We start from the raw sequence: 24459 nt of genomic DNA, 5'->3' as shown, positions 1-24459 counted from the left end.
GAGCGTCCGGTTCCGCCGAGTGATAGCAGAGCAATTCGAAACGTGTGTTGGAAACTCGTACCATAGTAGAACCAGTTATGGAGAAGGCTGTTCCTGTATGAAGAATTAGGTTTTCTTTCCTAGAACACCATGGACGGAGGGTCGATAGTCGTGAGACGGTGGAACCGAGCGCAACGACTCCGCCGAACCGGGCGAAGAAATAAATCAACGGTCGACTGGGTCATGCTACCCCTCGAGGTGGAGATCGATACGCCACACCTTCTTGGATACTGCTGTATCGATCAAATAGAGCAGTACTCGGTGCCGAGCACGGTCGAGCGAAAACCTGTTCCGACTCGACTTCTCGACAACCTTGTTTTAGGATTCATGAGCGGGACTGTGACCGGCCTCGAGGCCGGGATTTCTCACCAGATCGACTATCGACGGTAGTATCCGTCAAGTTGCGTCGAACGGACAGCTTCGAGGGCCGTTCTATTCACGATGCTCCCCACCCGATCGTCCTCGCAGATTCGACGTTGGTGATGGAAGTGGTCCCGATCACGTGATGTCGGTGATTGCAGATTTCGTCCAGTTCTGTCGTAGAGTATCTGAGAGAAGAACAAGAATGGTTGATGGAATATGTAATCAGAAAATAACCATGGTGGATGTAGTCTCAATCCATAATGTTTTTTCATTCACTAGTCTGAATGGATACCCATGCCATCACATGGCAAGGGACAATTAGATACGTCGAATTGGCGATCCAACTCGCATTGCCAATCACAGTGAAACACGGGTTGCCTAAGGAGTGATCCGTCTGCGGTGGTCTACAGATTTCGGTTTGGAGTCTCGTTCCGATAATCGGTCATTCGAACATTATGTCAATTTAAATGCATTCTATATATAATGTATCTGAAGTAGATATAGGTCGAATACTTTCTATCGGGTCATGTACAAGTTGGATAAAGGTACAATGTCTCTACCTACTGTTCTGCGAAATGAGGTTCAAAATTCGGCAACGTCGGATGTATAGCTGTGTGTGACTGCGCTATAGACGCTGCCCAACCCAATGATGTAACCGTGATCCAGTGGAAGTGATAATTGAATAACTACATTTGGACTACGATTCCTTCTAAGGATCTGACCGACTAGGGCCGTCGTGAGGCTGCAGTAGTAAGAACGAGGGGATCATGGGGATAGTCCAACTGAGCCTATTTGAGGAACGGACTGGCCATTTATTGGTTAGAATACTAATATCTATGTTTAGTGAGAATCATGCCGTGAATTCAGAAAAATGAGGGAAAACGGGCGGATGGCGGTGCTCACCAAGATATTCACCATTCGGTTTTACGTAACCGGATGTTCTCTTCAAGAGGCACAAACGACACTTCGTTTGTTCGGCACACTCATAACAATCAAAAATATATCATTAGAAATGTCAGTATATGTTGTATCTGAATCTTCTTATGAGGGATGGAATAATATGGGTGCTCGAGAAGTAACGTTCGATATCTGAAGTATTATCACTGCGCCTACCAAACCGCCGATAATGCCCTCCAGACGAAATGTTCTCACCGGCGGTGGCGCAGCGCTTGCTGGCACGCTCGCAGGCTGTATCGGAAGCGAAATTGCTCAGGACGCCGGTCGCGAGTTCGTGTGGCCGATGGCTCGAGCCGACCCCGCTTCGACCGGATCGACCGATGACGCTGGTCCGGTCAGTGAGCCGACGATCCGCTGGCAATCCGACCACGAGGAGGACTTCGCCGGCTATGCACCGCCCGTTGTCACCGGCGATCGGGTCCTTGCAATTGGGCGTAACATATTGTCTGTGATGGAACGTGCCACTGGCGAATTGCGCTTCGACCGCGAGGGCTCGTTTCGCTCCGGCCCAACTCTCGCCCGGGCTGATGCGTATCGGAGCGACGTCGTTTGCACACGGAGTCAGAATGGTCACCGCGGTCTGGCAGCCGACGGCGGGTACGACCTTGGCGGCGTCACCGTCGCCTTCGACCGGTGGCACGCGCCCGGGGGACGACCCAGCACATACGTGCATGGCGGGCCCCGTCCCTCCACGACGGTCGCCGCCGACGGTATGCTCTACGCGCCGTCTCCGGACGAAAGCAGCCTGTACGCCCTCAACGCGAACAGCGGAGCTGTCGAGTGGTCCACTCGTCTCACTGCCGATGTTCATCCCGCACCGAATCGTCCAGCGGTTCGAAACGGCACCGTCTACGCAACGGGCCCAATCGGGACGGTCACCGCTCTCGACGCTGAAACCGGTGACCGGGAGTGGGAGACTGACCTCGAGCCACTAGTGGACGACGAACGGCAGTACCTGGCGACGAACGCGCCAACGGTGACCGATGCCGGACTTATCGTCCCCGGTGAACGAGCAGTCGACTTGCGTGCGCTCGAGGACGGAAGCCGCTTGTGGCGGTACGTCCACGACGGCTCCGCCGAGGATGGAAGCGCTGCAGTCGCCAACGGACTCGTGGTGGTCGCCGATGGCGAGGAGTCCCTCCACGGCATCGACCTCGAGACTGGCGACCAGCGCTGGACAGTGGAGTACGAACTCGATATCGACCCGGTGATCGCCGACGGCGTCGTCTATCTCGCCTATACTTGGTTGCCCGAACTCCACGCTTTCGACGCCGAAACGGGCGACCATCTGTGGGACCGCGAGGTTCCGTCGGGCCCCTCACAACCCGTCGTCGTAGACGGCGTTCTCTATCTCGCGACATTTGACGGCGTGCTCGCGCTGGAGGAACCATGACCGACCGCAATACGGCGGAGTCGACGAACCAGAGAGAGGCCGCCCGAACGCGAGATACCGATCCAGGCGTACTCACCGCCTCACTGGCTGAACTCCGCCACAATCCGCGGCTGTTCCTCCCGTTCTTGCTCGCTGGACTGGCGGTGTCTGCCATCAATGCGATCCACCGCATCGATCCGATTCCGACACGGCACGTCGAGACCATCCTTGAGGGGAACATCAATGTTGCATTCGTCGGCTATCCGGCCGGCTACCGGTCGTCATCGCTGGTTCTCGAGCCGGTGTTGGGCCTTCGACTGCCGTACCTGTTGTGGGGACTTGGGTCGTACGTGTTCTCTCTTACAATCCTCAGCGTCGCCGGTGTGCTCGTAATCTCGAGAGTGGTCGATGTCGAACCTACGATCGATTCCTGGGTCGGGTTCGGTGCTCTCGTGCTCGCGTTCGACCTGGTTGATCGGACGCTTGGCTCGATCAACGCCTTACAAGAGATGGGGCTCCTCTTCGGCATCCCGATCCTCGCGATCTGGTTTCTGGTATTTATCCGGTTGTTCGCGACGCCTGGTCTGGTGGTACAGGGGCGTTCACTCGGTGCTGCAATCTACGATAGTCGCCGGATAACACGCGGACACAGCGGCGGCATCTTCGTCCTGATCCTCGTGATCGGTCTCGGGAACGCCGTGCTGGGTGCGATTCCCATCGCAGGAACGGCGCTGAGCACGACGCTGATTGGGGCGCTCCATGCGGCGGTAATCGGCGTCTTCGTTCGGCAAACATCCCCGATCTCGACGGGACCGTAGTCCTCCCGTTGTTTCTCCCCGGCCAATGCGAACAGGCGTCGCCGCGTTGAACGATGGATTTTATTGATCAGTGCGCTCGAGTGTACGATACGCCCTCCCGTTTCCATGGATGATTCGATACAGCCGCCGTCCGTCGATCGGTTTGAGACGCTGCTCGAGCACGGTTCGTCCGAGGATGCTGTCGCCCGACTCGAGGAACTCCACGGAGCCGATACGGAGACCCGAAAGACGGCGATTCGTACCCTCCGTCAACTCGCCGAGGCACGCCCGTCCCTCCTCGAGCCCGTCCTCTCTGTGTTGGCGGCTTTTCTCACCGACGAGCGACGATCAATTCGATTGACGACCGTGAAGCTGTACGTCGCCGTAGCCGAGGCTAGTCCCGACGCAGTTTCACCGGTCGTCCCCTCGCTGGCCGACCGGTTGGCTGACGACGACGAATTCTATTACGTCCGTGCTCGCGCTGCGGAAGCGCTGGGGTACGTGGCGCTGGAATATCCGGAGATCGCCGCAACTCCCGAGGTGCTCGCAGACCTGCGAATCGGACTAACCTTCGATGAACCCGAGGTGAGAGAGAAACTGGCGAAAGCACTCGAGTACATAGCGCTCGGTGATCAGGACAGACTCAGCCACCACGTGGGCGACCTTGCGAGACGGTTGGACGATCCCAACGAACTCGTCCGTTATCACCTCTGTACTGCGATCGTTGCCGTCGGTTGCACGTATCCAGACGCGCTTTCGGGGAGCATCGATGCCCTGGCCGATCGTCTGAACGACGAGAGTCCGTTCGTCCGTGGACGAGCGCTCGAGGCGATGGGGATACTTGATCACTCGGATTTGGATGTGTCGATTCCAGAGGGACGGGCGCTCGTAGACGACGACTCTACGCAATTCCTTCTCGATCGAGTTCGGTTTGCAACCGGTGACACCTGCGAAGAGACTGGTGACGGGACCGCTGTAGAGATTGGCACAGTGAGGTCGATTCGTGATCGAACTGACGACGTTGTCAGGGAACTAGTGACTGCCGACGGCGAGGTGTGTAAACACTGTGGTGTGTCGTTTCCCAGTGCGGGGCCGCCGATATGCCCGCGATGTGGGGGTCCGCGTTGATGTCTCCCAGTTGTTAGGCTGGCCTAAAAATCGGAACGGTTTTGTCTATTAGGTTAGCCTAAAACTGTATGGGCGACGACTTCGGAGATACTCGAGCATTGATTCGACGAGAGCACAACAGCGGAACCCGTATCGCTGTCGCAGAGAAGCCTGTTATTCGAGATACGGGATTCGGATACGTGAAATCATCCACCGGAGTGATCGGCGGGACCGCAGCGACCCTATCGACCGATTCGATCGGTATGGTGGTCCGATGAGCGGAACGGAGCCGAACGTCAGGACGGGAGAGACTGGGGGATCGATGGTGGACGAGACGCGGTTCGGCTGGCTTTTCGACCCGAAGCTCATCACTGTCGTGCTTGCCAGTCTGGGTATCGTGTTCGTCTCAGGCTTGGTCCAGGTGAGCTACGGTTCCTACTCGATGACGTATGTAGAGGCGTGGCGTGCGTTGTTCAACCCGAACGTGGTGTTCAACCCGCAGGCCTGGGACGCGTTCTTGTTGGGCGAGACGGTTCCGGAGATGAGCCCCGAGAGCCTTATCGTCTGGAACATTCGACTCCCTCGGGTGTTCGTCGCGGCGCTCGTCGGAATGAACCTCGGCGTCTCGGGCGCGATCTTTCAGGCGGTAACTCGGAACGAACTCGCGAGTCCGTTCATCCTCGGTGTCTCCTCCGGTGCGGGACTCATGATCCTGTTAACGCTCGTCGTGTTCGGGAGCCTGACGGCGTTTCTCCCGATAATCGCAGCGGTCGGGGGAGCCGTCGCGTTTCTCATCGTCTACGCTATCGCCTGGAAGAACGGTACCTCGCCGGTTCGGCTGGTACTCGCCGGCGTCATCGTCGGGGCGGTCTTCGGCTCGCTGCAGACGGCGATGTTTTTCTTCGCGGACGACATCGGCGTCGTTCAGTCGGCCATCGCCTGGACCACCGGTTCGCTGACCGGAACGGACTGGGAACAGGTTCGACTCGTACTCCCCTGGACCGTCGTGGTCGTGTTGCTCTCTATTGCCGGATCGCGCCAAATGAACGTCCTCCTGTTGGGCGAACAGACGGCGAAGTCGCTGGGCATGTCGATCGAGAAAGTTCGGTTCGCGCTGTCGGGCGTCGCGGTCCTCGCGGCGGCGGCGAGCATTGCCGTCGCCGGCATCGTCGGTTTCGTCGGCCTCATCGTCCCGCACATGGTGCGAAACCTCGTCGGGAGCGACTCGAAGAAGCTGATCGTCGGCTGTCTGTTCGTCGGCCCGGCGTTGATGGTGGGCGCCGACGTGGGCGCACGACTCGCGTTGAGCCCCACGCAGATTCCCGTCGGTATCGTCACCGGTCTTCTCGGCGGCCCGTACTTTCTATATCTCATGCGAAAACAGGAGAACATGGGTGAGATCTGAATGCAACGCGCCCTCGAGGCCACACAACAGGCGGCTCAGGGTCGATCGGGAACTCCGGTCTCAGAGTTTCTCGGCGAGGAGACCGTCTGGCTACGCGCCGCCGTGGAGGCCGAATAGTGGTCGATCCGGCGGATGGAAAGACCGAGGGAGCCGGGACGGAACTCGAGGCCTACCGTCGGCACGTCTCGCGGCCGTTGATTCGGTTGTTTCGGACCTACGGCCGCGGTGAGAGCCGTTGGCTCGCGCTCGGACTGATCGCCAGCGTAATCGCCTACGGGACGGTCCTTGTGACGCCGCTCGTTCTCGGGACGACCATCGATGCAGTGTTCGGGGAAGAAACGTACACGCTCCCGCTCGTGCCTACCGCGTGGCTGCCGACAGATGAGTCCGCCCAGTTCTGGCTGTCAGCTACCGTTATCGGAGTCGCACTCGGCGGCGGCGCGCTCTTGCAGTGGGTTCGCGGCGTGGCGATGAACTTCTTCGCCCACGGCGTGATGTACACCATTCGGACCGAAACCTACGAGAAGATGCAGCGTCTCGACATGACCTTCTTCGACAACAAAGAGACCGGCGAGGTCATGTCGATCCTCAACAACGACACATCGAATTTGGAGGTGTTCTTCGATAACGCGCTGGGTGACAGCGTACGGATCGGCGTAATCGTAGTGGGGATAACCGCCGCGTTACTGTATACGAACTGGCAGCTCGCCCTGGTCACGCTCGGTGCCGTGCCGCTTTTGCTCGCGTTCACCTGGTGGTTCATCAGGGTGATCGAACCGCGGTACGCCACCGTTCGCTCGACGATCGGCGACCTGAACACGCGCATCGAGAACGGTCTCAGCGGAATTCAACTGGTCAAGACCGCCAGCACGGAGGAGTACGAAAACGGCCGCATCCGAACCGTCTCGAGGTCGGTGTTCGACGCCCAGATGGACGTGTTGAAACTGAGTTACTTCTACCGACCCGGAATGGAGTTGATCACCGGCGCGGCGCTGCTCACGACGTTTATCATCGGCGGCCTGTGGGTGTTCTCCGGACCGCCGCTTTTGTTCTCGGGAACGCTCACCACGGGCGATTTCGTCGTGTTCATGCTGTTGACACAGCGGCTGACGGGGCCGATGGCACAGCTCTCGAGTATCGTCGACTGGTACGAGAACGCGAAGGCCTCGGGGCGGCGTATCTGTGGATTGATGGACGTCCCGGTCGGCATTCAGGACGCGACGACCGCGGCCCCGCTCGAGACCGTCGACGGTCGTATCGAGTACGACGACGTTCGGTTCAGCTACGAGGGTGAAGAGCCGGTTCTCGACGGGATCGACTTCGACGTCGAACCGGGGGAGACGGTCGCACTCGTCGGCGCGACCGGCGCGGGCAAGTCGACGGTCGCAAAACTCCTGTTGCGACTCTACGATATCGACGGCGGCGAGATTCGCGTGGATGGCCATGACGTGCGGGATCTCCGCGTTTCGGACCTGCGGGAAGCCATCGGGTACGTGAGTCAGGATACGTTCCTCTTCGACGGAACCGTAGCCGAGAACATCCGCTATGGGCGCTTCGATGCGGACGACGAGGAGGTACGGGAGGCCGCCAAAGCGGCGGAAGCCCACGAGTTCATCCGAGGGCTTTCGGCGGGCTACGAGACGCGAGTCGGCGAACGAGGGGTCAAACTCTCGGGCGGTCAGCGCCAGCGGATCGCACTGGCCCGAGTGATCCTGCAGGATCCGGCGATCATCCTGTTAGACGAGGCGACCGCGAGCGTCGACACGGAAACGGAATACCTCATCCAGCGCTCGCTCGAGCGCCTGACCACCGATCGGACGACAGTGGCAATTGCCCACCGGCTCTCGACGATCAGGGATGCCGATACGATTCTCGTTCTCGAGGACGGCCGGATCGTCGAGCGAGGGACTCACGAGGAACTGCTCGCAGTCGACGGCCTGTACGCCACGCTGTGGGGTATCCAGGCTGGCGAAATCGACGACCTTCCCGAGACGTTCGTCGACACTGTTGTTCAAGATCAGATCGGTGACGATCACTAATTTAGGCTCACCTAATAATCGGAGTGTTTATTATGTTTTAGGTAAGCCTAAAACTATGGAGGAGTCCAAAACGACACGTAAGGCACCGACTCGGCGGAATTTCGTGACGTACGGCGGTACGGCCGTTGCCGGGGGATTGTTGGCAGGGTGTTCGGATATCATCGAACAGGACGAACCGGGGTCATCCGCGGGGGAAGACGATAGTTCGTACTCGGTATCGATGGCACCGACGGGCGAGGTCGAGTTCGAATCGGTTCCCGAAACGTGGATGGGGTACTTCAGCACGTACGGGGACATGGGAATCGCGCTCGGCCAACTCGACGGATTAGAGGCGCTCGTCTACCGAGACTCCTGGCCCACCGGACTGTACGAGACGCTACCGGGTGTCGACGTGTCTTTCGACGGAGTCCGGCAACTCTACAATGCGAGCAATTTCGACAAGGAGGTGTTCTACGAACTCGATTGCGACGTTCATCTGCTCGATCCGAACTTCCTTAGTCTGAAGCACGACGGCTTTTCGAGTGAGGACTTCGACGAGATCGAAGCGGGACTCGGCCCGTTCGTCGGCAACTACATTCGCCGCCACGACGAGGAGTGGCACGATTACCCGTACTACTCGCTGTACGAGGCGTTCGAAAAGATCGCCGCGGTGTTTCAGGAACAGGAACGCTACGAGGCGATCCAGGACGTCCACGACGAGTTCATCGACGAACTGCAGTCGAACCTGCCCGCACGGGACGAGCGGCCGGAAATTGGACTGCTCTCTACGTTCTCGGATTTCGAAACCGGATCGTTCCACGCGTACCCCGTCGGCGCCGGAAACGGGAAGAAACAGTACCGCGACCTCGGGATCAACGACGGGTTCGCGTCGCATATGGACGGGAGTTACGCGAATTGGGACTACGAACAGTTACTCGAGGTTGATCCGGATATCCTCGTGTTCACATACGGCTTTTCACACGTCTCTGCAGCCGAGTTCGAAGATCGGATGGAACAGCTTCGATCCAGTTCGGTCGGCCAGCAGCTCACCGCGGTAAAAGAAGACCGCCTGTATCGGGGCGGCACGTCCTATCAGGGCCCGGTGATCAACCTCCTCCAGACCGAGGCGGCGGCGAAGCAGTTCTACCCGGACCGGTTCGGCGAATGGAACGGCGTCGAAACGCTGCTGAACGAGGATGCACAGCTGTTCGATCACCAGCGGGTTGCGGACGTGATCAATGGTGAATTCTGAGCATGCGTGACAACGACACGAGTACGACGAAAGAACCGACACGCAGAGACACGTTGAAATACGGCGGGGCGCTCGCAGCCGGCGTTTCCCTCGCGGGCTGTTCGGACCTGACTGGTCAGGCCGAGGAGAGCACCCCATCAGCTAGTGGCTCTTACTCGGTGACGATGGCTCCCGCTGGGGAGATCACGCTCGAGGAGCCGCCAGAGACCGTCTTCGCCAACCGGATTCACCACGCTGATATGGCGCTCGCACTCGGACACGGTGGATCGATCAACGGGCTGTACAGTCCGGAGAATTTCGGGACGCTCTATGACCTCTTTCTCGAGAGACTCGAGGCTGTCACGACCGAGTGGGCAACACTGCCCAATTCCTGGAATATCGGCAAGGAACGCCTCTACGAGCTAGACAGCGATCTCCACCTGGCCGACCCGGCGTACATGACGGTGATGGATAGCTTTGACCGCGACGATATCGAGGAGATCGGCGAGAACGTTTCCCCGTGGTTCGGCAACGCCTACAGCGATTCTCACAGAGAACCGCCGGCAGCGTGGGCCGACGACTACCAGTACTACACGCTGTGGGAAATCTTCGAGAAGGTCGCAGCGGTCTTTCAGGAAGAAAAGCGGTATCAGGAATTCACGGAAATTCGGACGGATCTCCTGTCCCGGATCGAGGCGAATCTCCCGCCAGAGCGGGATCGGCCACGGGTGGCCCGACTCCAGACGGGACTTTCGGACGGAGAACTGAGCATCTGGCCGTTCCCGATGAACGACCCCGGATACGAGCAGGCGCATCTCCGTCCGCTCGGTGCAGAAGACGCGTTTACCGACCTAGAAGCGTACGGCACGATCGACCTCGAGGCGCTCGTCGAAGCTGATCCCGACGTCATTCTCAACACCCACGCGATGGGGCCGACGAGAAACTTCGTCGAGACGAAAGACCACCTCGAGACCGATCCCGTTGCTCGAGCGATCTCCGCCGTCGAAAACGACCGCGTCTACCCACTGGCGATTCGGTACGGCGGTCCGATCGCGCACCTCTTCCAACTCGAGATGGGTGCGAAGGAACTCTATCCGGAGGCGTTCGGCGAGTGGCCGCGATACGAGGGCGGCGCGTATCCGGAATTTTCCGAGTCAGAACAGTTGTTCGACCGTCAACGGGTTGCAGACATCATCAACGGTGAGTTCTGAGCATGCGTGACACTACGAGCGATACGACCGAGGCACCCACACGTAGAGACACGCTAAAATACGGCAGCACGCTCGTCACGGGGAGTGTCCTAGCCGGCTGTTCGGAGTTGGTTGGACGGGACAACGGCGCTGAGGGGACCAATACGCAAGGATCGTATGAAGCCTGCATCGAACCCGTCGGCTGTCTCTCCCTCGAGGAGGTTCCGGAGACGTGGATGGCAATTCTGGGGTCGTGGGCAGATATGGCGTTCGCACTTGGCCAACGCGACGGATTCCGACCTTCCGGATTTTACTGTCCAGCCTACTTCTATGAACGCGTGGGCCTTTCGATGCCCACGGATTTCCCGGCTCTGACTACCGAGGATGGGTACGACAAGGAGGTGTTCTACGAACTCGATCCGGATGTGATCCTCTCCGACCCGAACTACCTGACCGGGTGGGGATCGTGGAGCGAGTCAGACGTCCAGGAACTCACCGAAACCGTCGGCCCCTTCTTCGGGAACTCGATTCTTCGCCGGATGGACTACAACGACTATACGCTCTATTCACTGTACGAGGCGTTCGAGCGCTTGGCTGACCTCTTTCAGGAGCGCGAACGCTACGAGGCGTTCGCGGCCGTCCACGACGAAATGCAAGCCGAGATCCAATCCCGGCTTCCGCCGGAAACCGAACGTCCGGAAATCGGACTCGTGAACTTCGGATCGGCACCGAGCGAGGGGCAATTCTCCGCGATGACGACCGAATCCGAGGGCGTTGAAATGAAACAGTACCGCGATTTCGCCGTCCAAAGCGCATTTAGCGAGGCGCAGGTGGGTACGGAAATCGATTACGAGACGATGCTGGATATCGATCCAGAGATCATCATCCTTCATAGCGGAGTTCAACTCACCGGCGAAGACGGTGAGTTCTCCGCGTCGAAGTTCCACGAGGAGTTCGTCGCTCCGATGGAAGACCACGTGATAGGGAGGCAGCTCACTGCGGTTGCTGAGGGCAATGTCTACCCTGGGGCATACTACATGCAGGGGCCGATCGTCAACCTCTTCCAGACTGAGTTGACTGCCCAATTGCTGTTCCCCGACGAATTTGGCGAGTTCGACCCGGAGAGCTACCCCGACCTCCCTGCTGCGGAACAGCTGTTCGACAGGCAGCGAGTTGCAGACATCATTGGCGGTGAGAGCTAAATGAATTCCGAGAATACAAACGCGACAGAGCCACAGACGCGCAGAGACACGCTAAAATACGGCGGCGCACTCGCGGCCGGCGTCGCCCTCGCGGGCTGTTCGGAACTGGTCGGACAGGACGGAGATTCGGGCTCCGAATCGACCGACGAGGAGACGTACTCGGTGACGATCTCACCGGTCGGAACGGTCGAGTTCGATAGCATTCCCGAGACGGCGGTCCTCTACGATCCACAGGTGGCGGATCACCTCGTTGCGTTGGGTCAACAGGACAGGATCGTTTCCCTGGGCTTTCCAGATCGCTACTACACGGGATTCTACGACGAACTCCCCGGCATCGAATTCGATACGAGCGAGCTCACCGCGTTCTACACCGATCAGTTGACCCTCGACAAGGAGATTCTCTACGAACTCGACGCCGACATCCATCATCTCGACCCGCTCCGGTGGGAAGGGACCTTCGACGACGCGGACATTAAAGAAATCGAACAGAACGTCGCGCCGTTCTTTTGCAATCGATTCAGCCGGGCACACGGCTACCAAGGCGACCAGTCCTACGAGTACTACACGCTCTGGGAACTCCTCGACAAGTACGCACAGGTGTATCAGGTACAGAGCCGGAGCCAGGCACTGATTCAGGTTCGAGAGGAAATGCTCGAGGCGATCCAAGACGAACTCCCACCACAGGAAGAGCGACCGTCAGTTGCCCTCGTCGTCTACAACCCCGACGAGGACACGTTCGGACCGTACCGGCTGAACGGGCCGGGATTCGGAAAGTCACACACGCGCCCGCTCGGTGCGAACGACGCGCTCGCGGAGGGATCGAAGAGTTACGCTTCGGATTACGGGAACAACTACTCGATGGAGGCGATACTCGAGTTCGATCCGGACGTGATGATCCACAACTTCGATTGGATCAACGTCCGCTCTCGGACTGAGTCGTTCTTCGAACTGAGCGACCATCCCGTCGGGGGCGAGATTACGGCCGTCCAGAACGGCCGACTCTACGCCGGTGGTTCGGCGCTTCAGGGGCCGATTTTCAATCTCTTCCAGGTCGAACTTTCGGCCAAACAGATCTATCCCGACCTGTTCGGTCGACCACCTGCACCGGGCGAATCAGTTCCGGAGAGTGAACAGTTGTTCGACCGCCAGGAGGTCGCGGCTATCATCAACGGAGAGTTCGACGATGAATGATGAATCCACTATCCAGCACGAGACACTAACGCGCCGAGACGCCTTGAAGTACGGGACTACAGCCGTGGGTGGCGGATTGTTCGCGGGTTGTTCAGAACTGGTCGGACAGGACGAGGACGAAAGAACCGGTTCGTCCGGGACAGGGACCTACTCGGTGACGATGTCCCCAGCCGGTGAGATCACACTCGAGCAGCCGCCCGAGAACGTCCTCACGATTCTCCCCCACCACGCCGATATGGCGCTCGCGGCTGGCCACGGCGACGCCGTTTCCTCGATGCTGTACAATCCCGAGTACAACGATACGATCTGGAACAAATTCCTTGAGCGACTCCCAGGGGTTTCGGTGGACTGGGCTGATCTTCCCGGAACGTGGGACCCCGACAAGGAATTACTCTACGAACTCGACAGTGATCTCCACCTCGCGGACCCCGCGTACATGACGAACATGCAGAGCTGGACGCGCGAAGACATCGCGGAGATCGGCGAGAACGTTGCTCCGTGGTTCGGCAACACGCTCAGCAACGCGAACAAGGAACCGCCCGAGGAGTGGGCCGATCAGTACGAGTACTACACGCTCTGGGAGATCTTCGAGAAGGTCGCACAGGTCTTCGGAGCCGAGGAGCGGTACACTGCCTTGACAGCAGTCCGTTCCTCCCTGCTCGAACGTATCGACGAGCGTCGCCCGTCGACAGCCGAGCGCCCGTCGACGGCAGTTATCCAGCCGTTTCAGGGCTCCTTCTGGGTCTACCACCTCAACGAGCCGGGATTCCTGTACTCACACACCCGACCGCTCGGTGCGATCGATGCGTTTGCGGACGCCTTGGGCGACAGCGGGCAGATCGGCGGGCAGGTCGATTACGAGACGCTGCTGGAGCAGGACCCGGACGTGTTACTCGTCACCGGTATGATGGGGCAGTCCGGAATCGAGGAGGTTCGGAACACGCTTACAGACGATCCGGTCGGTCGACAGCTCACGGCGGTCGAAACCGATCGCGTCTACGCCGGTGGGGTTCGAAACCAGGGACCGATTCTGAATCTGTTCCAGCTCGAGATGACGGCAAAGCAGCTCTATCCCGACGTGTTCGGAGAGTGGCCGACCTACACCGACGGCCCATATCCCGAGATTCCAGTGGAAGAACAACTGTTCGACCGTCAGGAGGTTGCGGCGATTATCACGGGGGATCGGTGATGCGCGCTCGAGAGTGGGCGATTGCGGGAGCGTTCCGCGATCCGACGGACTACAATATCCCCGCCCTTCCGTCGTGGCGCGTCAGTCGCACCGAACGCGGCGGGGTGGCGTTCGCCGTCGGGGACGAGGAGCCGTTTATTACTGCCCAGGATCCGGTGCGGGTACGACGATAGATACACCAATGATCGAGTCATTTTCCGGCCGAACGGACTGGAACCGCGCTGGGTTCGTCTCGAGGCTCTCCCCACGATTCGACGCTTCGCGAGGCTCGTCGCAAACGCCGCGTCGTCAATTCCTCGTTTCATCTCAGCCGAATAGCGCGTCAACTAGCAGCAGATTCGAAACAACAACCCAAATCAATGAGTAACAACGACAACAGCACGACAACGGTATCGACACGGAGAGATGCACTGAAATACGGCGGAACGCTTGTCACAGGGAGCGTCTTGGCGGGCTGTTCGGAGCTAGTCGGTCAGGGCGATCCGACACAGCAGGCCGACGGCAGCGGATCATACGAGGCGTGTATCGAGCCCGTCGGCTGTCTCTCGCTCGAGGAGGTTCCCGAGACGTGGATGGCGATCAACGGCCCCTGGGCCGATATGGCCGTCGCACTCGGCCAGCGCGAGGGGTTCGAGCCCGCCGGATTCTACGCCCCAGCGTACTTCTTCGACCGCGTCGGCGTCTCGATGCCGTCTGACGTGCGTTCTCCCCTCTCTAACGGCTGGGACAAGGAACTGTTCTACGAACTGGACCCGGATGTTATCCTCTGCGATCCGACGTACCTCCACGGAACGGGATTCGATAGTTCCTGGGACGAGTCCGATACGCAGGAATTAGAGGACACGGTTGCCCCGTTTTTCGGCAACAACATCGTTCGACGGCGGGAGTTTCACACGTACGAACTCCCGTCGTTGTACGAGGCGTTCGACCGCCTCGCCGACCTGTTTCAGGAACGCGAGCGCTACGAGGCGTTTGCCCGCGTCCACGACGGGATGCAGACCGAAATTCGGTCGCGTCTCCCGGGGCCGAGCGACCGACCCGAGGTCGGACTCGTGAACTTCGGCTCGGTGCCACGTGAGGGGACGTTCCATCCGATGACGACCGAGGGGGAGGGCGTCGAGATGAAGACGTATCGGGACCTCGACGTGGAGAGCACCTTCAGCGCTGATCAGGGCGAACTCGACTACGAGTCGATGCTCGAGGTTGATCCCGAGATTCTCATTGTCCACGGCGGCGTGCGGCTCACGGACGACACCGGTGAGTACTCCGCATCGAAATTCCGCGAGCAGTTTATCGACCCGATGGAAGCCGACTCCGTCGGATCCCAACTTACCGCGGTCCGTGACGGAAACGTCTATCCGGGTCCGCATTTCCAACAAGGGCCGATCGTCAACCTCTTCCAGACCGAACTGACCGCACGAGTGTTGTACCCGGACGAATTCGGCGAATTCGATCCGGAGACGTTTCCGGACGTTCCCGACGAGGAACGGTTGTTCGACCGCCAGCGCGTCGCGAACATCATCGAGGGGGAATTCGAACAATGAGCCCGACGGAATCGTTGCACACTGATTCGGCGTTCGACCACGATGTCGTCATCGTCGGCGGCGGTCCCGCTGGCTGTGCAGCGGGCGTCCTTACTGCCCGATACGACCTGGATACGGTGATCTTCGACCGCGGTCGGTCCTCGATCCAGCGGTGTGCACACCTCGAGAACTATCTCGGTTTTCCCGCGGGGATCGACGTCGAGACGCTCTACGGGCTGATGCACGATCACGCCGAAGCGGCCGGCTGTGAGATCGTTTCCGATCTGGTCGACTCGCTCGAGCGCCCCGACGATGGTCGGGGATTCGTCGTCAGCGTACAGGAGGGTACGCAAGTCACCGCTCGACGGGTGATCGCCGCCACGCGGTACGACGGCGAGTACATGCGCGGGCTCGACGACGATGCGGCGATGTTCGAAACTCACGAACACGACGGCGAGGAACACGAACACTTCGATAAAGGGTACGCCGAAAGCGACGGGACGACGCCGGTCGACGGACTGTTCATCGCATCGCCGTACGGAGAAACCGGCTACCAGGCGAGCATGGCCGCTGGACACGGCACGCGCGTCGGAATAACCGTCGTCGAAGCCGTTCGACGGGGACGGGGCTACCCCGAACCTGTCACCAACTACTACGACTGGATGCGCCGGGAGGCGGAACTCGATGGGGAGTGGAGCGACCGAAGCCGGTGGCGGGAGTACTTCGACGATCGATTGGGCGATCAACACGAACTAGACGAGGAGCAACTCGGTAGGCTACGCGAACGAGAGATCGACCGCAGGCTCGCAACGTATCTCACCGAAGACGAGGTCGATCGGCGACGCGAACGCGGCCATAAGCGGCTTCTCGAGCATCTCGACGACGATATCGTTCTCGAGGCGGCACGCGAAATCGAAGCCGAAAAACCGATCGGCGGCGAGTAACGAAGCGCACGGAATCGATGTTCGTCGATTCGTCGGGTGCCGGTGGCCCGAAATCCGGTAGCTCGACGCGAGGTCGATCTCGAGTAAACCCCGGCTCTTTTTGGGTAGGCAATTCTACACGGAGGTATCGAAGATCGTGGCGGTTTCGTCCCGCTGATCGCTGTTACCCGTTCGAGAATCGAAACGGTTATCTTGATTTAGGCTTGCCTAAAAGCATGGCGCGTGATTCTGTCCGAAACGAAACGACGAGGCGGACATACGTGAAGTACGCCGGTACGGTTCTCGGTGGGGGGATGCTCGCCGGTTGTATCGATGGCGGCTCGAGCGGCACAGACGGGGAAGACGCTGTGACGCACACTGTCTCGATGGCTCCGATGGGCGAGGTATCGTTCTCCGGCGTTCCGGAGAACGTGATGGTCTACAGCCTGATCTACGCCGATATGGCGGTCGCGTACGGACACGGCGACGCGGTTAATTCGCTAGGCTTCGACGCCGACACGGAAGGACAAACGCTCGCAACCTACTACGATGGCCTCGAGGGCGTTTCCTTCGATCCGAGCGGCCTCGAGCAGCTAAACACCGGTTCGGGTGATATCATGATCGACAAGGAACTGTTCTACGAACTGGAGTCGGATCTCCACCTCGTCGATCCGTGCTTTGTCGTTTCGATGGACGGGTGGGAGCAATCCGACATCAACGAGGTCGAACGAAACCTCGCCCCCTGGTTCGGGAACATTCTCAGCAGAGAACACGCCGACCCACCGGAAGAATGCCAGGATGACTACGAGTACTATACCCTCTGGGAACTCGCGGAGAACGTCGCTGGCGTCTTTCAGGAAGAGGATCGATACGAACAACTATCGACGGTTCACGATGAACTGTTAAACACGATCGAGTCGAATCTCCCACCAGAAGAGGAACGGCCGACAGTGGGTTCGATTATCTACATGGAAGAGACGTTCTATCCGTCCGCGATAAACGAGCCCGGATTCGCGACCGCCGACCTGCGACCGCTCGGCGTTTCGGACGCTTTCGCGGGCGACGACGTGACCTACGAGACGACCTACGATTTCGAGACGATGCTCGAGATCGATCCGGACGTCATTCTTCACCGGTTCGGGATCTCCTCGTACGACGTGGCTGGGATCCGCGAAACGCTCGAAGATCACTCGGTTGCCGGCCAGCTTTCGGCCATCGAAAACGACCGGTTCTACCCGTCCGGGCATCCGGTGCAGGGCCCGATCATGAACCTGTTCCAACTCGAGATGGCGGCAAAGCAACTCTATCCCGAGCAGTTCGGTGAGTGGCCCGAGTACGACGGCGAAACGTATCCCGACTTCGACGAGGACGAACGGTTGTTCGACCGAGAACGGGTCGCAGATATCGTTACCGGAGACTCGTAACTGCACGAGCCCGAACGCCTCGAGTCCCGTCTCGTTCGCCTCGGTCCCTGGCCGAGTCGGTTCGACGACGTCGGCCACTGTCCCGGTGGAAAGAACCGGACCAGCGACTCCGAATATCGGAACTGCTATATTGTTTTAGGCTAGCCTAAAAATATGCGACGAACTGCACGTTCGCTCGAGGAACCGACGCGGCGGGACGCGATCAAGTACGGCGGCGCGGTCGTCGGCGGGGGACTGTTCGCCGGGTGTATCGACGATCCCGGATCGGAATCGACGTCTGGTGACATCTCACACTCCGTCACGATGGAACCGGTCGGAACCGTCGACTTCGAATCGGTCCCCGAAACGTGGGTTCCATACACCGGCGATTACGCCGATATGGGCGTCGCGCTCGGTCAAGGAGACGGGCTCGCGGCCATCGGCGTTCCAGGGCGGTTCGGAGCCCACCTTTACGACGATCTCCCCGGCGTTTCCGTGGACAAAGGCGATCTCACCGAGCTCTGGCAGGATGGAACCACCACCAAGGAACTGTACTACGAACTGGACGCGGACGTCCATCTGATCGATCCGAATTTCATGATCAACCGGCTCGAGTGGAGCCGAGACGATGTCGACGAAATCCGGGACAACGTGGCCCCGTTCGTCGGGAACACGATTTTCTCGCGGGTCTACGACTGGCACGACTACGCCGACTACACGATGTACGAGTCCTTCGAGAAAGTCGCCCAGGTGTTCCAGGAAACCGACCGCTACGAGGCGTTCAAGGAGTATCACGACGAGATCCTCGCGGATGTCCACTCACGGCTCCCCGAACGGACACCGACGATCGCGGTTCTCTATCCAGCGGGTGTCCCGCCCGAATCGTTCCATCCGTACCTCGTCGGCTCCGGCACCCAGTCCAAACACTGGAACGATCTGAACGTCGAAGACGCGCTCGCCCAACACGATGTCACGGACGCGCAGGCGGGCGGCGGCGAGATCGATTACGAAACGTTGCTCGAGATCGATCCCGACGCGATCGCGATCAGGTTGCAAGGCGAGATCACGGACGAGTACTTCGACAGCGAAATTCGGTCGCACCTACAGAATCACGACATCGCAGCCGAACTTCAGGCGGTCCAGAACGATCGCGTTATCTACGGGGGACTGACCTACCAGGGACCGATCATCCATCTCTTCCAGCTCGAGCGAGCCGCACAGGGGCTCTACCCGGATGAATTCGGCGACGAGCAGCTGTTCGATCGCCAGCAGGTAGCCGATATCGTTACGGGGGAGTTTTGAAATGGACGAAAACACGTCCGAATCGACCGACTTCGATGTCGTCATCATCGGAGGTGGCCCTGCGGGATGTGCGGCGGGGATCTTCACCGCCCGGTACGGATTCGAGACGACGATTTTCGACCGCGGAACCGCCGCACTCCCGCGGTGTGCACACCTCGAGAACTACCTCGGCTTTCCCGCGGGAATCGATATCGAAACCTACTACGACCTGATACACGCACACGCCGAGGAAGCCGGCTGTGACCTCGTCGCTGACATGGTCGAAACCGTCGATAGGGTCGACGACGAGTCAACGTTCGTCGTCGAGACCCAGGACGGTCGGCGCGTCACTGCGACGGTCGTCGTCGCGGCCGCGTGGTACAACGGGGAGTACCTCAGACCACTCGGAGGCGACGAGATGTTCGAGAAACACGACCACGACGGCGAGGAACACGAACACTTCGACCCGGAGTACGCCGACGAGGACGGACGAACGCCGATAGATGGGTTGTACATCGCGTCACCGGCCGGCCAGCGGAGCGTTCAGGCTATCATCGCCGCCGGTCACGGCGCGCACGTCGGGCGATGCGTGCTCGCGGACCGGCGGCGCGAGCAAGGGTATCCCGACGGGGTCGCCCAACACTACGACTGGCTTCGCCGAGACGCCGAATTTTCGGGCGAATGGGGTACTCGCGACCGCTGGCGGGACTGGTACGACGACGAGGCGGGCGACGACCACGGGCTCGTAGACGAGCGGTACGAACGACTCCGCGAGCGGTACATCGACCGTGCGTTCGACACTCGTGTCCCCGACGACGTCACGGAGGATCGATCTCGTCGCGGACTCAGCCGGCTCCTCGAAACGCTCGGGACCGATTGCGTTCTCGATGCGCTGGACGACGACGCGATCGAGGCGTACGCGGCGCAGGGTCACTCGAGTGAAACCGACGTGGCCTGACCGAACAACTCCCAAACTCACTTGCAGTCGTCGGCGTGTATCGTCGGACCAATATTTCAGGCTGGGCTAAAAGACGAAAATACTATAGTGTTTTAGGCCAGCCTAAAAATATGGGGCGTGACTCCACACCGAACGGCGCACCGACTCGACGAGAGTACGTAACCTACGGCGGAACGGCTATCGCGGGTGGACTCGGACTGGCTGGCTGTCTCGGCGGTGACGGCTCGGCGGACGAGGCGGGAGCGAATTCCCACACCGTTTCCATCGAACCAGCTGGATCGGTCTCGTTCGAGGAGGTGCCAGAAACCTATATCACGTACAAGGAAGCCTGGGCGGATATCGCGGTCGCGCTCGGTCAGGCCGACGGCCTCGTGGGAACGGACCTCGAGTACGGCAGCCAAGAGGACCTCAATCGGCTCTTTTTCGACGAGCTCGAGGGTGTCGCGTTACCGCTCGAGGGTGTGACCGACATCCGCGGTGGCGGTGAAACGGTCGACAAGGAGATCATCTACGAGATCGACGCGGACGTGCACCTGGTCGATCCGCTGTTCGTCGCCCAGAATTACTGGGAATGGAGCGAAGCCGACGTCGAGGAAATTTCGAGAAACGTCGGTCCGTTTTTCGGCAGTTACATCCGCCGCGAGCGGGGATACGCGATCGAACAGGACTACGAGTTCTACTCGCTCTACGAGGGATTCGAGAAAGCCGCGAAATTGTTCGATCAAGAACAGCGCTACGAGGCGTTCGCCGAACTGCACGATGACGTGATCGGCCGAGTCGAAGCGGACCTTCCGCCCGAGCAAGACCGCCCAGAAATCGGGCTGATCAACGCTGGCTCCGAGCCCGACGCGGGAACGTTCTACGTTCTCGATCCGACCGAACCGGGCTACGAGATGAAACACTACCGCGACCTCGGTATTCGGGACGCGTTCGCGGATGCAGATCTGGAAGAGGGGGGCGAGGCCGATTACGAGACGCTTCTGGAGTACGATCCGGATCAGATCTTCGTCCACTGGGGGATTACCCACTCCGACGAGGAGTTCGCGGAAACGTTCGTCGAACCGATGGAGAATCATCCAGTGGGCAACCGACTCACCGCTGTCCAGGAGGGACGAGTGTACAAGGGCGGCACGGCCGAACAGGGGCCGATCACGAACCTTTTCCAGACCGAGTTACTCGCACAGGATCAGTACCCCGACGTGTTCGGCGACCGGGAGTTGTTCGACCGCCAGCGGGTGACTGACATCGTCGACGGGAACGTATAATGAGCGACGAACGTTTCGGCTGGCTCCCGATACGTTCTCGAGCGAATTCGGGGTCGGCTCGACACATCTCGCTCACAGGCTGTCGCGGTGATCGAACGTGACTACCACCGCTCCGATTTCCGAGGCACTCGAGGTGGCCAAACGAACGCGAGATGCCGTTTCGGAGACGAAATCGGCTGTCGAGCAATTCGCTACCGCTATCGACGAGATCGAGCCTCTCGAATCCGTGCCCACATTGGAAACACCGACGACGGTTGGGGACGGTGGTCTCTCGGTGGCGTCGACAGCTCGCAGAGTGGTGGACGGCCCGAATCAGATAGACCGGATCCGGGAATCGTTCGTTGTGGCGTTCGGTTCCGAAGACGGTGCCGTCAACGACGACCAACTCGTCGAAACGGTCGAACGCGTGTTCGGTCCCATGGTCTCGAAACAGCTTGCACCGACGACATCCGACGAGTATACCGCCGAGACCGAACGGGTACTCCACGCGGCCGTCGAGCGCCGCCGAACCCAACTCGACGCGGTAACGCACGCGGTAGATGTCGAAACAACATCGCTCACAGAGACGCTGGAGGCGATCGACCCCATCGTCGAGTGGCTCGAATCGGCGACGGAACCGTCACCGTTGACCCTCGAGTTCGAAACCCTTTTCGAGCGTCACGAAACCGTTTCCGCGCATCGATCGGAGTGCGATGCGATCCTCAGTAATCGCCAGGACGTCCTCCACGGAACAAACAGCTTCGATGGGCGGATCGGTCTCGCTCACCGTCCGTTCGTCGAATCACTGTACGAGGACTGCTCGGTTCGATACCCGGTGTTGTCGTGTATTACGTGTCTCTCGGAAGCGTGTCTCGAGTACGAACGGACCATGCGGGATCAGCTTACGCGTCGCGTATGAGCAACCGATTTCAGTATCTGCTCGTCGTCTACCTCGCCGCCACCAGCCGAGGTGAACCGATCTCTCCGGGATACGTCGCCGAAAAACTTGATCGATCGCCGGCGGCGACGACCGAAATGTTACAGCGACTCGAGTCGGAGGGACTGCTGACATACGAACCCTACGAGGGCGTGACGCTGACGGCGGAGGGACGTGCTGGCGGCGAAGAGTACTACGAGCAGTATGCGATTTTTCGTGCATTTTTTCGGGACATCCTCGAGGTCGACGACTCGGAGCGGGAGGCGATGGAACTCGTCGGGAGCGTGAGCCCGCTGGTCACCGACCGACTCGTCGAAACGGTGCTCGAAGGTGATCGAGACGATATACTGAACAATAGTAAACAAACTGTAAACTATCTATGATCAATATTTGTGGTGATCGAAGAATGAGTACAAGATATAGTTGGCAGTTGGATAACGGGTATTCCAATCATAAGAGATATAGTTTCAAAATAGAAACGATTCCGTCATGAAACGTCGCTCTGTTCTCGCTTCCATCGGAGCGGGTGTGACTGCGAGTAGCGCCGGTTGTGTGGAATCTGCCATGGATGTGCTCGATAGTTCAAGCAGGATTGGCTGGGTCGGCGTGAATAACTACGATACCGAATCGCACCGGTTTTCGGTGCAGGTAGAACGTGACGGGTCCATCGTCCACGAGTCGTCACACACGATCCGAGGAAGTGAGGACAACGTAATTCCTGGAGAGGCCGTAGACTGCACGTGGGGTGACGCCGCCGGAACGCATCGTATCCGTGCACGAGTAGACGGCAACGAGTGGGTTGAACAATCGGTTGATGAGGCGATAGACGGTAGTGTTGACTGTGTGACAGCGAGGGTGAATTACGGAAACCTACGATCCGTGGCACTGGACATATTCATTCGGGAGAACTGTGATGCGGTTCCTGAATACAACGGTGGATGTGCGTTCGCTAACGAGTGAGCAAATCTACCACTTTCGCATATGCAACAGCAGAGTCAAGTAAACTACCCCACCCAATCGTCGCGCTCGATATCATCGGGCTACACTGAACCTGTTCTCAATCGTTCTGTGACACGCTCGAGGCGTCGATTACCGGTGTGACGACGAACCGCATGGTTTTTATTTTAGGCCATCCTAAAACCTGCTGATGGCAGATCTCACCAGGTCTACCGATTCGCCCCACGACACACCGGAGGAGCCAGCAACTCCAGACATTTCGGTTTGCAGGAGCTCTCCGGAGAAGACGGTGTTTCTCGAGACCGGAAATACGGACGGCTGGATTACCAGCGATACGATCGTCGACGTTCCTCGATAACGTTACGCGGGCGGATGGGCTTGTAAACGAACCGGTGTACGGGGTCGTTCGAGCCTGCAGACATCAGAATCAAAATTCGGTCGCCTCGCCCTGGAACCCTGTCGAATCGGTGCTTAGTTTGTCGCCGACTCGAGAACCAGCGTGTCGTCCTCGAGGTAGTGTTCGATGTGGTGTGCGTGTTCTTCGATCGTCTCGAGTTGTTCGCGGAGCATTTCGCTCGTCGCGTAGTCGCCGAGTCCGTCCGCGAGTTCGATGTGCTGGCGGGTGCTCTCGATGATGTCGCCCATCATGTCGAGGTCGTTCGCGAGCGACGTTCGAACGTCGTAGACGTCCTCGTCTTCCGGGGTGACGGTTGCGTTCTCCGCGAGCGTCGTCATGTTCGCGTGGGGGACGCCGCCGAGGGCCTGGAGCCGTTCGGCGAGGTCGTCGGCCGCGTCTTCGACGTCTTCGTAGACTTCCTGCAAGAAGACGTGAAGCTCGAGGAATTCCGCTCCCTCGACGTTCCAGTGGTGTTTGTGGAGCTGGTGGTAGAGGACGTACGCGTCCGCGAGGTCGGTGTTGAGCGCGTCGATGATCTGTTCGGCTTTTTCCGACTCGAGTCTGAGCGCGTTCTCCTCGACAGTTCCTTTCTGCTGGCGAATCGTTTTCTGTGTGCTCATTACAGTTCCTACTTGGTTCGCCACCATTATATAACTTTTCAATTTTCATATAATTTTTCGTATGACCTAAAACCGCTTGACGTTCGATCACTAGTAGGGGTCTGACAGGTCTATATCTGCTGTCCGAGGCGTTTGAGAGTCAGCTTGCTTTCCAA

Annotated in this window: 22 protein-coding genes; 21 read left to right on the top strand and 1 reads right to left on the bottom strand. The window is 59.2% G+C overall.

Annotation, left to right across the window (positions count from 1 at the left end; translation table 11 throughout):
* Nucleotides 1-1528 precede the first annotated feature (1528 nt).
* The 21 genes from HALLA_RS15845 to HALLA_RS21145 all read left to right on the top strand — a co-directional run bounded on the left by HALLA_RS15845 (nt 1529) and on the right by HALLA_RS21145 (nt 23645).
* Nucleotides 1529-2752: an outer membrane protein assembly factor BamB family protein gene (locus HALLA_RS15845; RefSeq protein WP_084569071.1), complete on the top strand. Its 1224-nt coding sequence runs from the start codon at nt 1529-1531 to the stop codon at nt 2750-2752.
* A complete protein-coding gene (locus tag HALLA_RS15840; RefSeq protein ID WP_049954455.1) occupies nt 2749-3549 on the top strand; it encodes a hypothetical protein in 801 nt (266 codons plus the stop codon). Before HALLA_RS15845 ends, HALLA_RS15840 begins: the two co-directional genes overlap by 4 nt.
* Nucleotides 3550-3654: 105 nt before the next feature.
* Complete coding sequence (locus HALLA_RS15835; RefSeq protein ID WP_049954454.1) at nt 3655-4656, top strand: sister chromatid cohesion protein PDS5; 1002 nt, start codon at nt 3655-3657, stop codon at nt 4654-4656.
* A gap of 253 nt (nt 4657-4909) precedes the next feature.
* Nucleotides 4910-6040: a FecCD family ABC transporter permease gene (locus HALLA_RS15825; protein ID WP_049954452.1), complete on the top strand. Its 1131-nt coding sequence runs from the start codon at nt 4910-4912 to the stop codon at nt 6038-6040.
* Nucleotides 6041-6156: 116 nt separating this feature from the next.
* Nucleotides 6157-8079, top strand: coding sequence for an ABC transporter ATP-binding protein (locus HALLA_RS15820; RefSeq protein ID WP_049954451.1), 1923 nt, complete (start codon nt 6157-6159; stop codon nt 8077-8079).
* A gap of 55 nt (nt 8080-8134) precedes the next feature.
* Nucleotides 8135-9310, top strand: coding sequence for an ABC transporter substrate-binding protein (locus HALLA_RS15815; RefSeq protein ID WP_049954450.1), 1176 nt, complete (start codon nt 8135-8137; stop codon nt 9308-9310).
* 2 nt (nt 9311-9312) lie between these two features.
* Entirely contained in the window at nt 9313-10500 is a 1188-nt protein-coding gene (locus HALLA_RS15810; RefSeq protein WP_049954449.1) for an ABC transporter substrate-binding protein, read from the top strand.
* 2 nt (nt 10501-10502) lie between these two features.
* Nucleotides 10503-11681 (top strand): ABC transporter substrate-binding protein, encoded by a 1179-nt coding sequence (locus tag HALLA_RS15805; RefSeq protein ID WP_049954448.1) that lies wholly within the window; start codon nt 10503-10505, stop codon nt 11679-11681.
* A complete protein-coding gene (locus HALLA_RS15800; protein WP_049954447.1) occupies nt 11682-12872 on the top strand; it encodes an ABC transporter substrate-binding protein in 1191 nt (396 codons plus the stop codon).
* Nucleotides 12865-14061 (top strand): ABC transporter substrate-binding protein, encoded by a 1197-nt coding sequence (locus tag HALLA_RS15795; RefSeq protein WP_157231413.1) that lies wholly within the window; start codon nt 12865-12867, stop codon nt 14059-14061. The genes HALLA_RS15800 and HALLA_RS15795 overlap by 8 nt, the downstream gene beginning before the upstream one ends.
* Complete coding sequence (locus HALLA_RS21150) at nt 14061-14234, top strand: hypothetical protein (RefSeq protein ID WP_169732155.1); 174 nt, start codon at nt 14061-14063, stop codon at nt 14232-14234. Before HALLA_RS15795 ends, HALLA_RS21150 begins: the two co-directional genes overlap by 1 nt.
* A gap of 186 nt (nt 14235-14420) precedes the next feature.
* On the top strand, nt 14421-15605 hold the full coding sequence (locus HALLA_RS15790; RefSeq protein WP_049954446.1) for an ABC transporter substrate-binding protein: 1185 nt from the start codon (nt 14421-14423) through the stop codon (nt 15603-15605).
* Nucleotides 15602-16528, top strand: a complete 927-nt coding sequence (locus HALLA_RS15785) for an NAD(P)/FAD-dependent oxidoreductase (protein WP_049954445.1) — start codon at nt 15602-15604, stop codon at nt 16526-16528. Before HALLA_RS15790 ends, HALLA_RS15785 begins: the two co-directional genes overlap by 4 nt.
* A gap of 215 nt (nt 16529-16743) precedes the next feature.
* Complete coding sequence (locus HALLA_RS15780) at nt 16744-17931, top strand: ABC transporter substrate-binding protein (RefSeq protein ID WP_049954444.1); 1188 nt, start codon at nt 16744-16746, stop codon at nt 17929-17931.
* Nucleotides 17932-18084: 153 nt separating this feature from the next.
* Nucleotides 18085-19212: an ABC transporter substrate-binding protein gene (locus HALLA_RS15775; protein ID WP_049954443.1), complete on the top strand. Its 1128-nt coding sequence runs from the start codon at nt 18085-18087 to the stop codon at nt 19210-19212.
* A 1-nt stretch (nt 19213) separates the two neighbouring features.
* Nucleotides 19214-20149 carry an FAD-dependent oxidoreductase gene (locus HALLA_RS15770; RefSeq protein ID WP_049954442.1) on the top strand — a complete coding sequence of 312 codons (936 nt, stop codon included), beginning with the start codon at nt 19214-19216 and terminating at the stop codon, nt 20147-20149.
* A gap of 110 nt (nt 20150-20259) precedes the next feature.
* On the top strand, nt 20260-21414 hold the full coding sequence (locus HALLA_RS15765; RefSeq protein WP_049954441.1) for an ABC transporter substrate-binding protein: 1155 nt from the start codon (nt 20260-20262) through the stop codon (nt 21412-21414).
* Nucleotides 21415-21511: 97 nt separating this feature from the next.
* Nucleotides 21512-22312, top strand: coding sequence for a DUF7260 family protein (locus tag HALLA_RS15760; RefSeq protein ID WP_049954440.1), 801 nt, complete (start codon nt 21512-21514; stop codon nt 22310-22312).
* The gene (locus HALLA_RS15755; protein ID WP_049954439.1) at nt 22309-22713 is read left to right on the top strand and encodes a metal-dependent transcriptional regulator; all 405 of its coding nucleotides are present in this window, start codon (nt 22309-22311) and stop codon (nt 22711-22713) included. The genes HALLA_RS15760 and HALLA_RS15755 overlap by 4 nt, the downstream gene beginning before the upstream one ends.
* Before the next feature lie 181 nt (nt 22714-22894).
* Nucleotides 22895-23290, top strand: coding sequence for a hypothetical protein (locus HALLA_RS20720; RefSeq protein WP_157231412.1), 396 nt, complete (start codon nt 22895-22897; stop codon nt 23288-23290).
* Between the two features lie 187 nt (nt 23291-23477).
* A complete protein-coding gene (locus tag HALLA_RS21145) occupies nt 23478-23645 on the top strand; it encodes a hypothetical protein (RefSeq protein ID WP_169732154.1) in 168 nt (55 codons plus the stop codon).
* A gap of 113 nt (nt 23646-23758) precedes the next feature.
* Here HALLA_RS21145 and dpsA read toward each other — a convergent pair whose 3' ends face one another.
* Entirely contained in the window at nt 23759-24304 is a 546-nt protein-coding gene (gene dpsA / locus HALLA_RS15750; RefSeq protein WP_049954438.1) for a DNA starvation/stationary phase protection protein DpsA, read from the bottom strand.
* Nucleotides 24305-24459: the final 155 nt, after the last annotated feature.

This window comes from Halostagnicola larsenii XH-48 (genome assembly GCF_000517625.1).
In the GTDB taxonomy this organism is placed as follows: domain Archaea; phylum Halobacteriota; class Halobacteria; order Halobacteriales; family Natrialbaceae; genus Halostagnicola; species Halostagnicola larsenii.
The sequence above is the reverse complement of the archived record's forward strand: the minus strand, read 5'-3'. Positions and strand labels throughout refer to the sequence as shown.

Coding starts and splice junctions, on each gene's coding strand:
- HALLA_RS21145 (WP_169732154.1), top strand. CDS start 23,478: ATGGCAGATCTCACCAGGTCTACCGATTCGCCCCACGACACACCGGAG.
- HALLA_RS15785 (WP_049954445.1), top strand. CDS start 15,602: ATGAGCCCGACGGAATCGTTGCACACTGATTCGGCGTTCGACCACGAT.
- HALLA_RS15795 (WP_157231413.1), top strand. CDS start 12,865: ATGAATGATGAATCCACTATCCAGCACGAGACACTAACGCGCCGAGAC.
- HALLA_RS15765 (WP_049954441.1), top strand. CDS start 20,260: ATGGGGCGTGACTCCACACCGAACGGCGCACCGACTCGACGAGAGTAC.
- HALLA_RS15790 (WP_049954446.1), top strand. CDS start 14,421: ATGAGTAACAACGACAACAGCACGACAACGGTATCGACACGGAGAGAT.
- HALLA_RS15845 (WP_084569071.1), top strand. CDS start 1,529: ATGCCCTCCAGACGAAATGTTCTCACCGGCGGTGGCGCAGCGCTTGCT.
- HALLA_RS15805 (WP_049954448.1), top strand. CDS start 10,503: ATGCGTGACACTACGAGCGATACGACCGAGGCACCCACACGTAGAGAC.
- HALLA_RS21150 (WP_169732155.1), top strand. CDS start 14,061: ATGCGCGCTCGAGAGTGGGCGATTGCGGGAGCGTTCCGCGATCCGACG.
- HALLA_RS15755 (WP_049954439.1), top strand. CDS start 22,309: ATGAGCAACCGATTTCAGTATCTGCTCGTCGTCTACCTCGCCGCCACC.
- HALLA_RS15815 (WP_049954450.1), top strand. CDS start 8,135: ATGGAGGAGTCCAAAACGACACGTAAGGCACCGACTCGGCGGAATTTC.
- HALLA_RS15835 (WP_049954454.1), top strand. CDS start 3,655: ATGGATGATTCGATACAGCCGCCGTCCGTCGATCGGTTTGAGACGCTG.
- HALLA_RS15825 (WP_049954452.1), top strand. CDS start 4,910: ATGAGCGGAACGGAGCCGAACGTCAGGACGGGAGAGACTGGGGGATCG.
- HALLA_RS15770 (WP_049954442.1), top strand. CDS start 19,214: ATGGACGAAAACACGTCCGAATCGACCGACTTCGATGTCGTCATCATC.
- dpsA (WP_049954438.1), bottom strand. CDS start 24,304: ATGAGCACACAGAAAACGATTCGCCAGCAGAAAGGAACTGTCGAGGAG.
- HALLA_RS20720 (WP_157231412.1), top strand. CDS start 22,895: ATGGATGTGCTCGATAGTTCAAGCAGGATTGGCTGGGTCGGCGTGAAT.
- HALLA_RS15800 (WP_049954447.1), top strand. CDS start 11,682: ATGAATTCCGAGAATACAAACGCGACAGAGCCACAGACGCGCAGAGAC.
- HALLA_RS15775 (WP_049954443.1), top strand. CDS start 18,085: ATGCGACGAACTGCACGTTCGCTCGAGGAACCGACGCGGCGGGACGCG.
- HALLA_RS15840 (WP_049954455.1), top strand. CDS start 2,749: ATGACCGACCGCAATACGGCGGAGTCGACGAACCAGAGAGAGGCCGCC.
- HALLA_RS15780 (WP_049954444.1), top strand. CDS start 16,744: ATGGCGCGTGATTCTGTCCGAAACGAAACGACGAGGCGGACATACGTG.
- HALLA_RS15810 (WP_049954449.1), top strand. CDS start 9,313: ATGCGTGACAACGACACGAGTACGACGAAAGAACCGACACGCAGAGAC.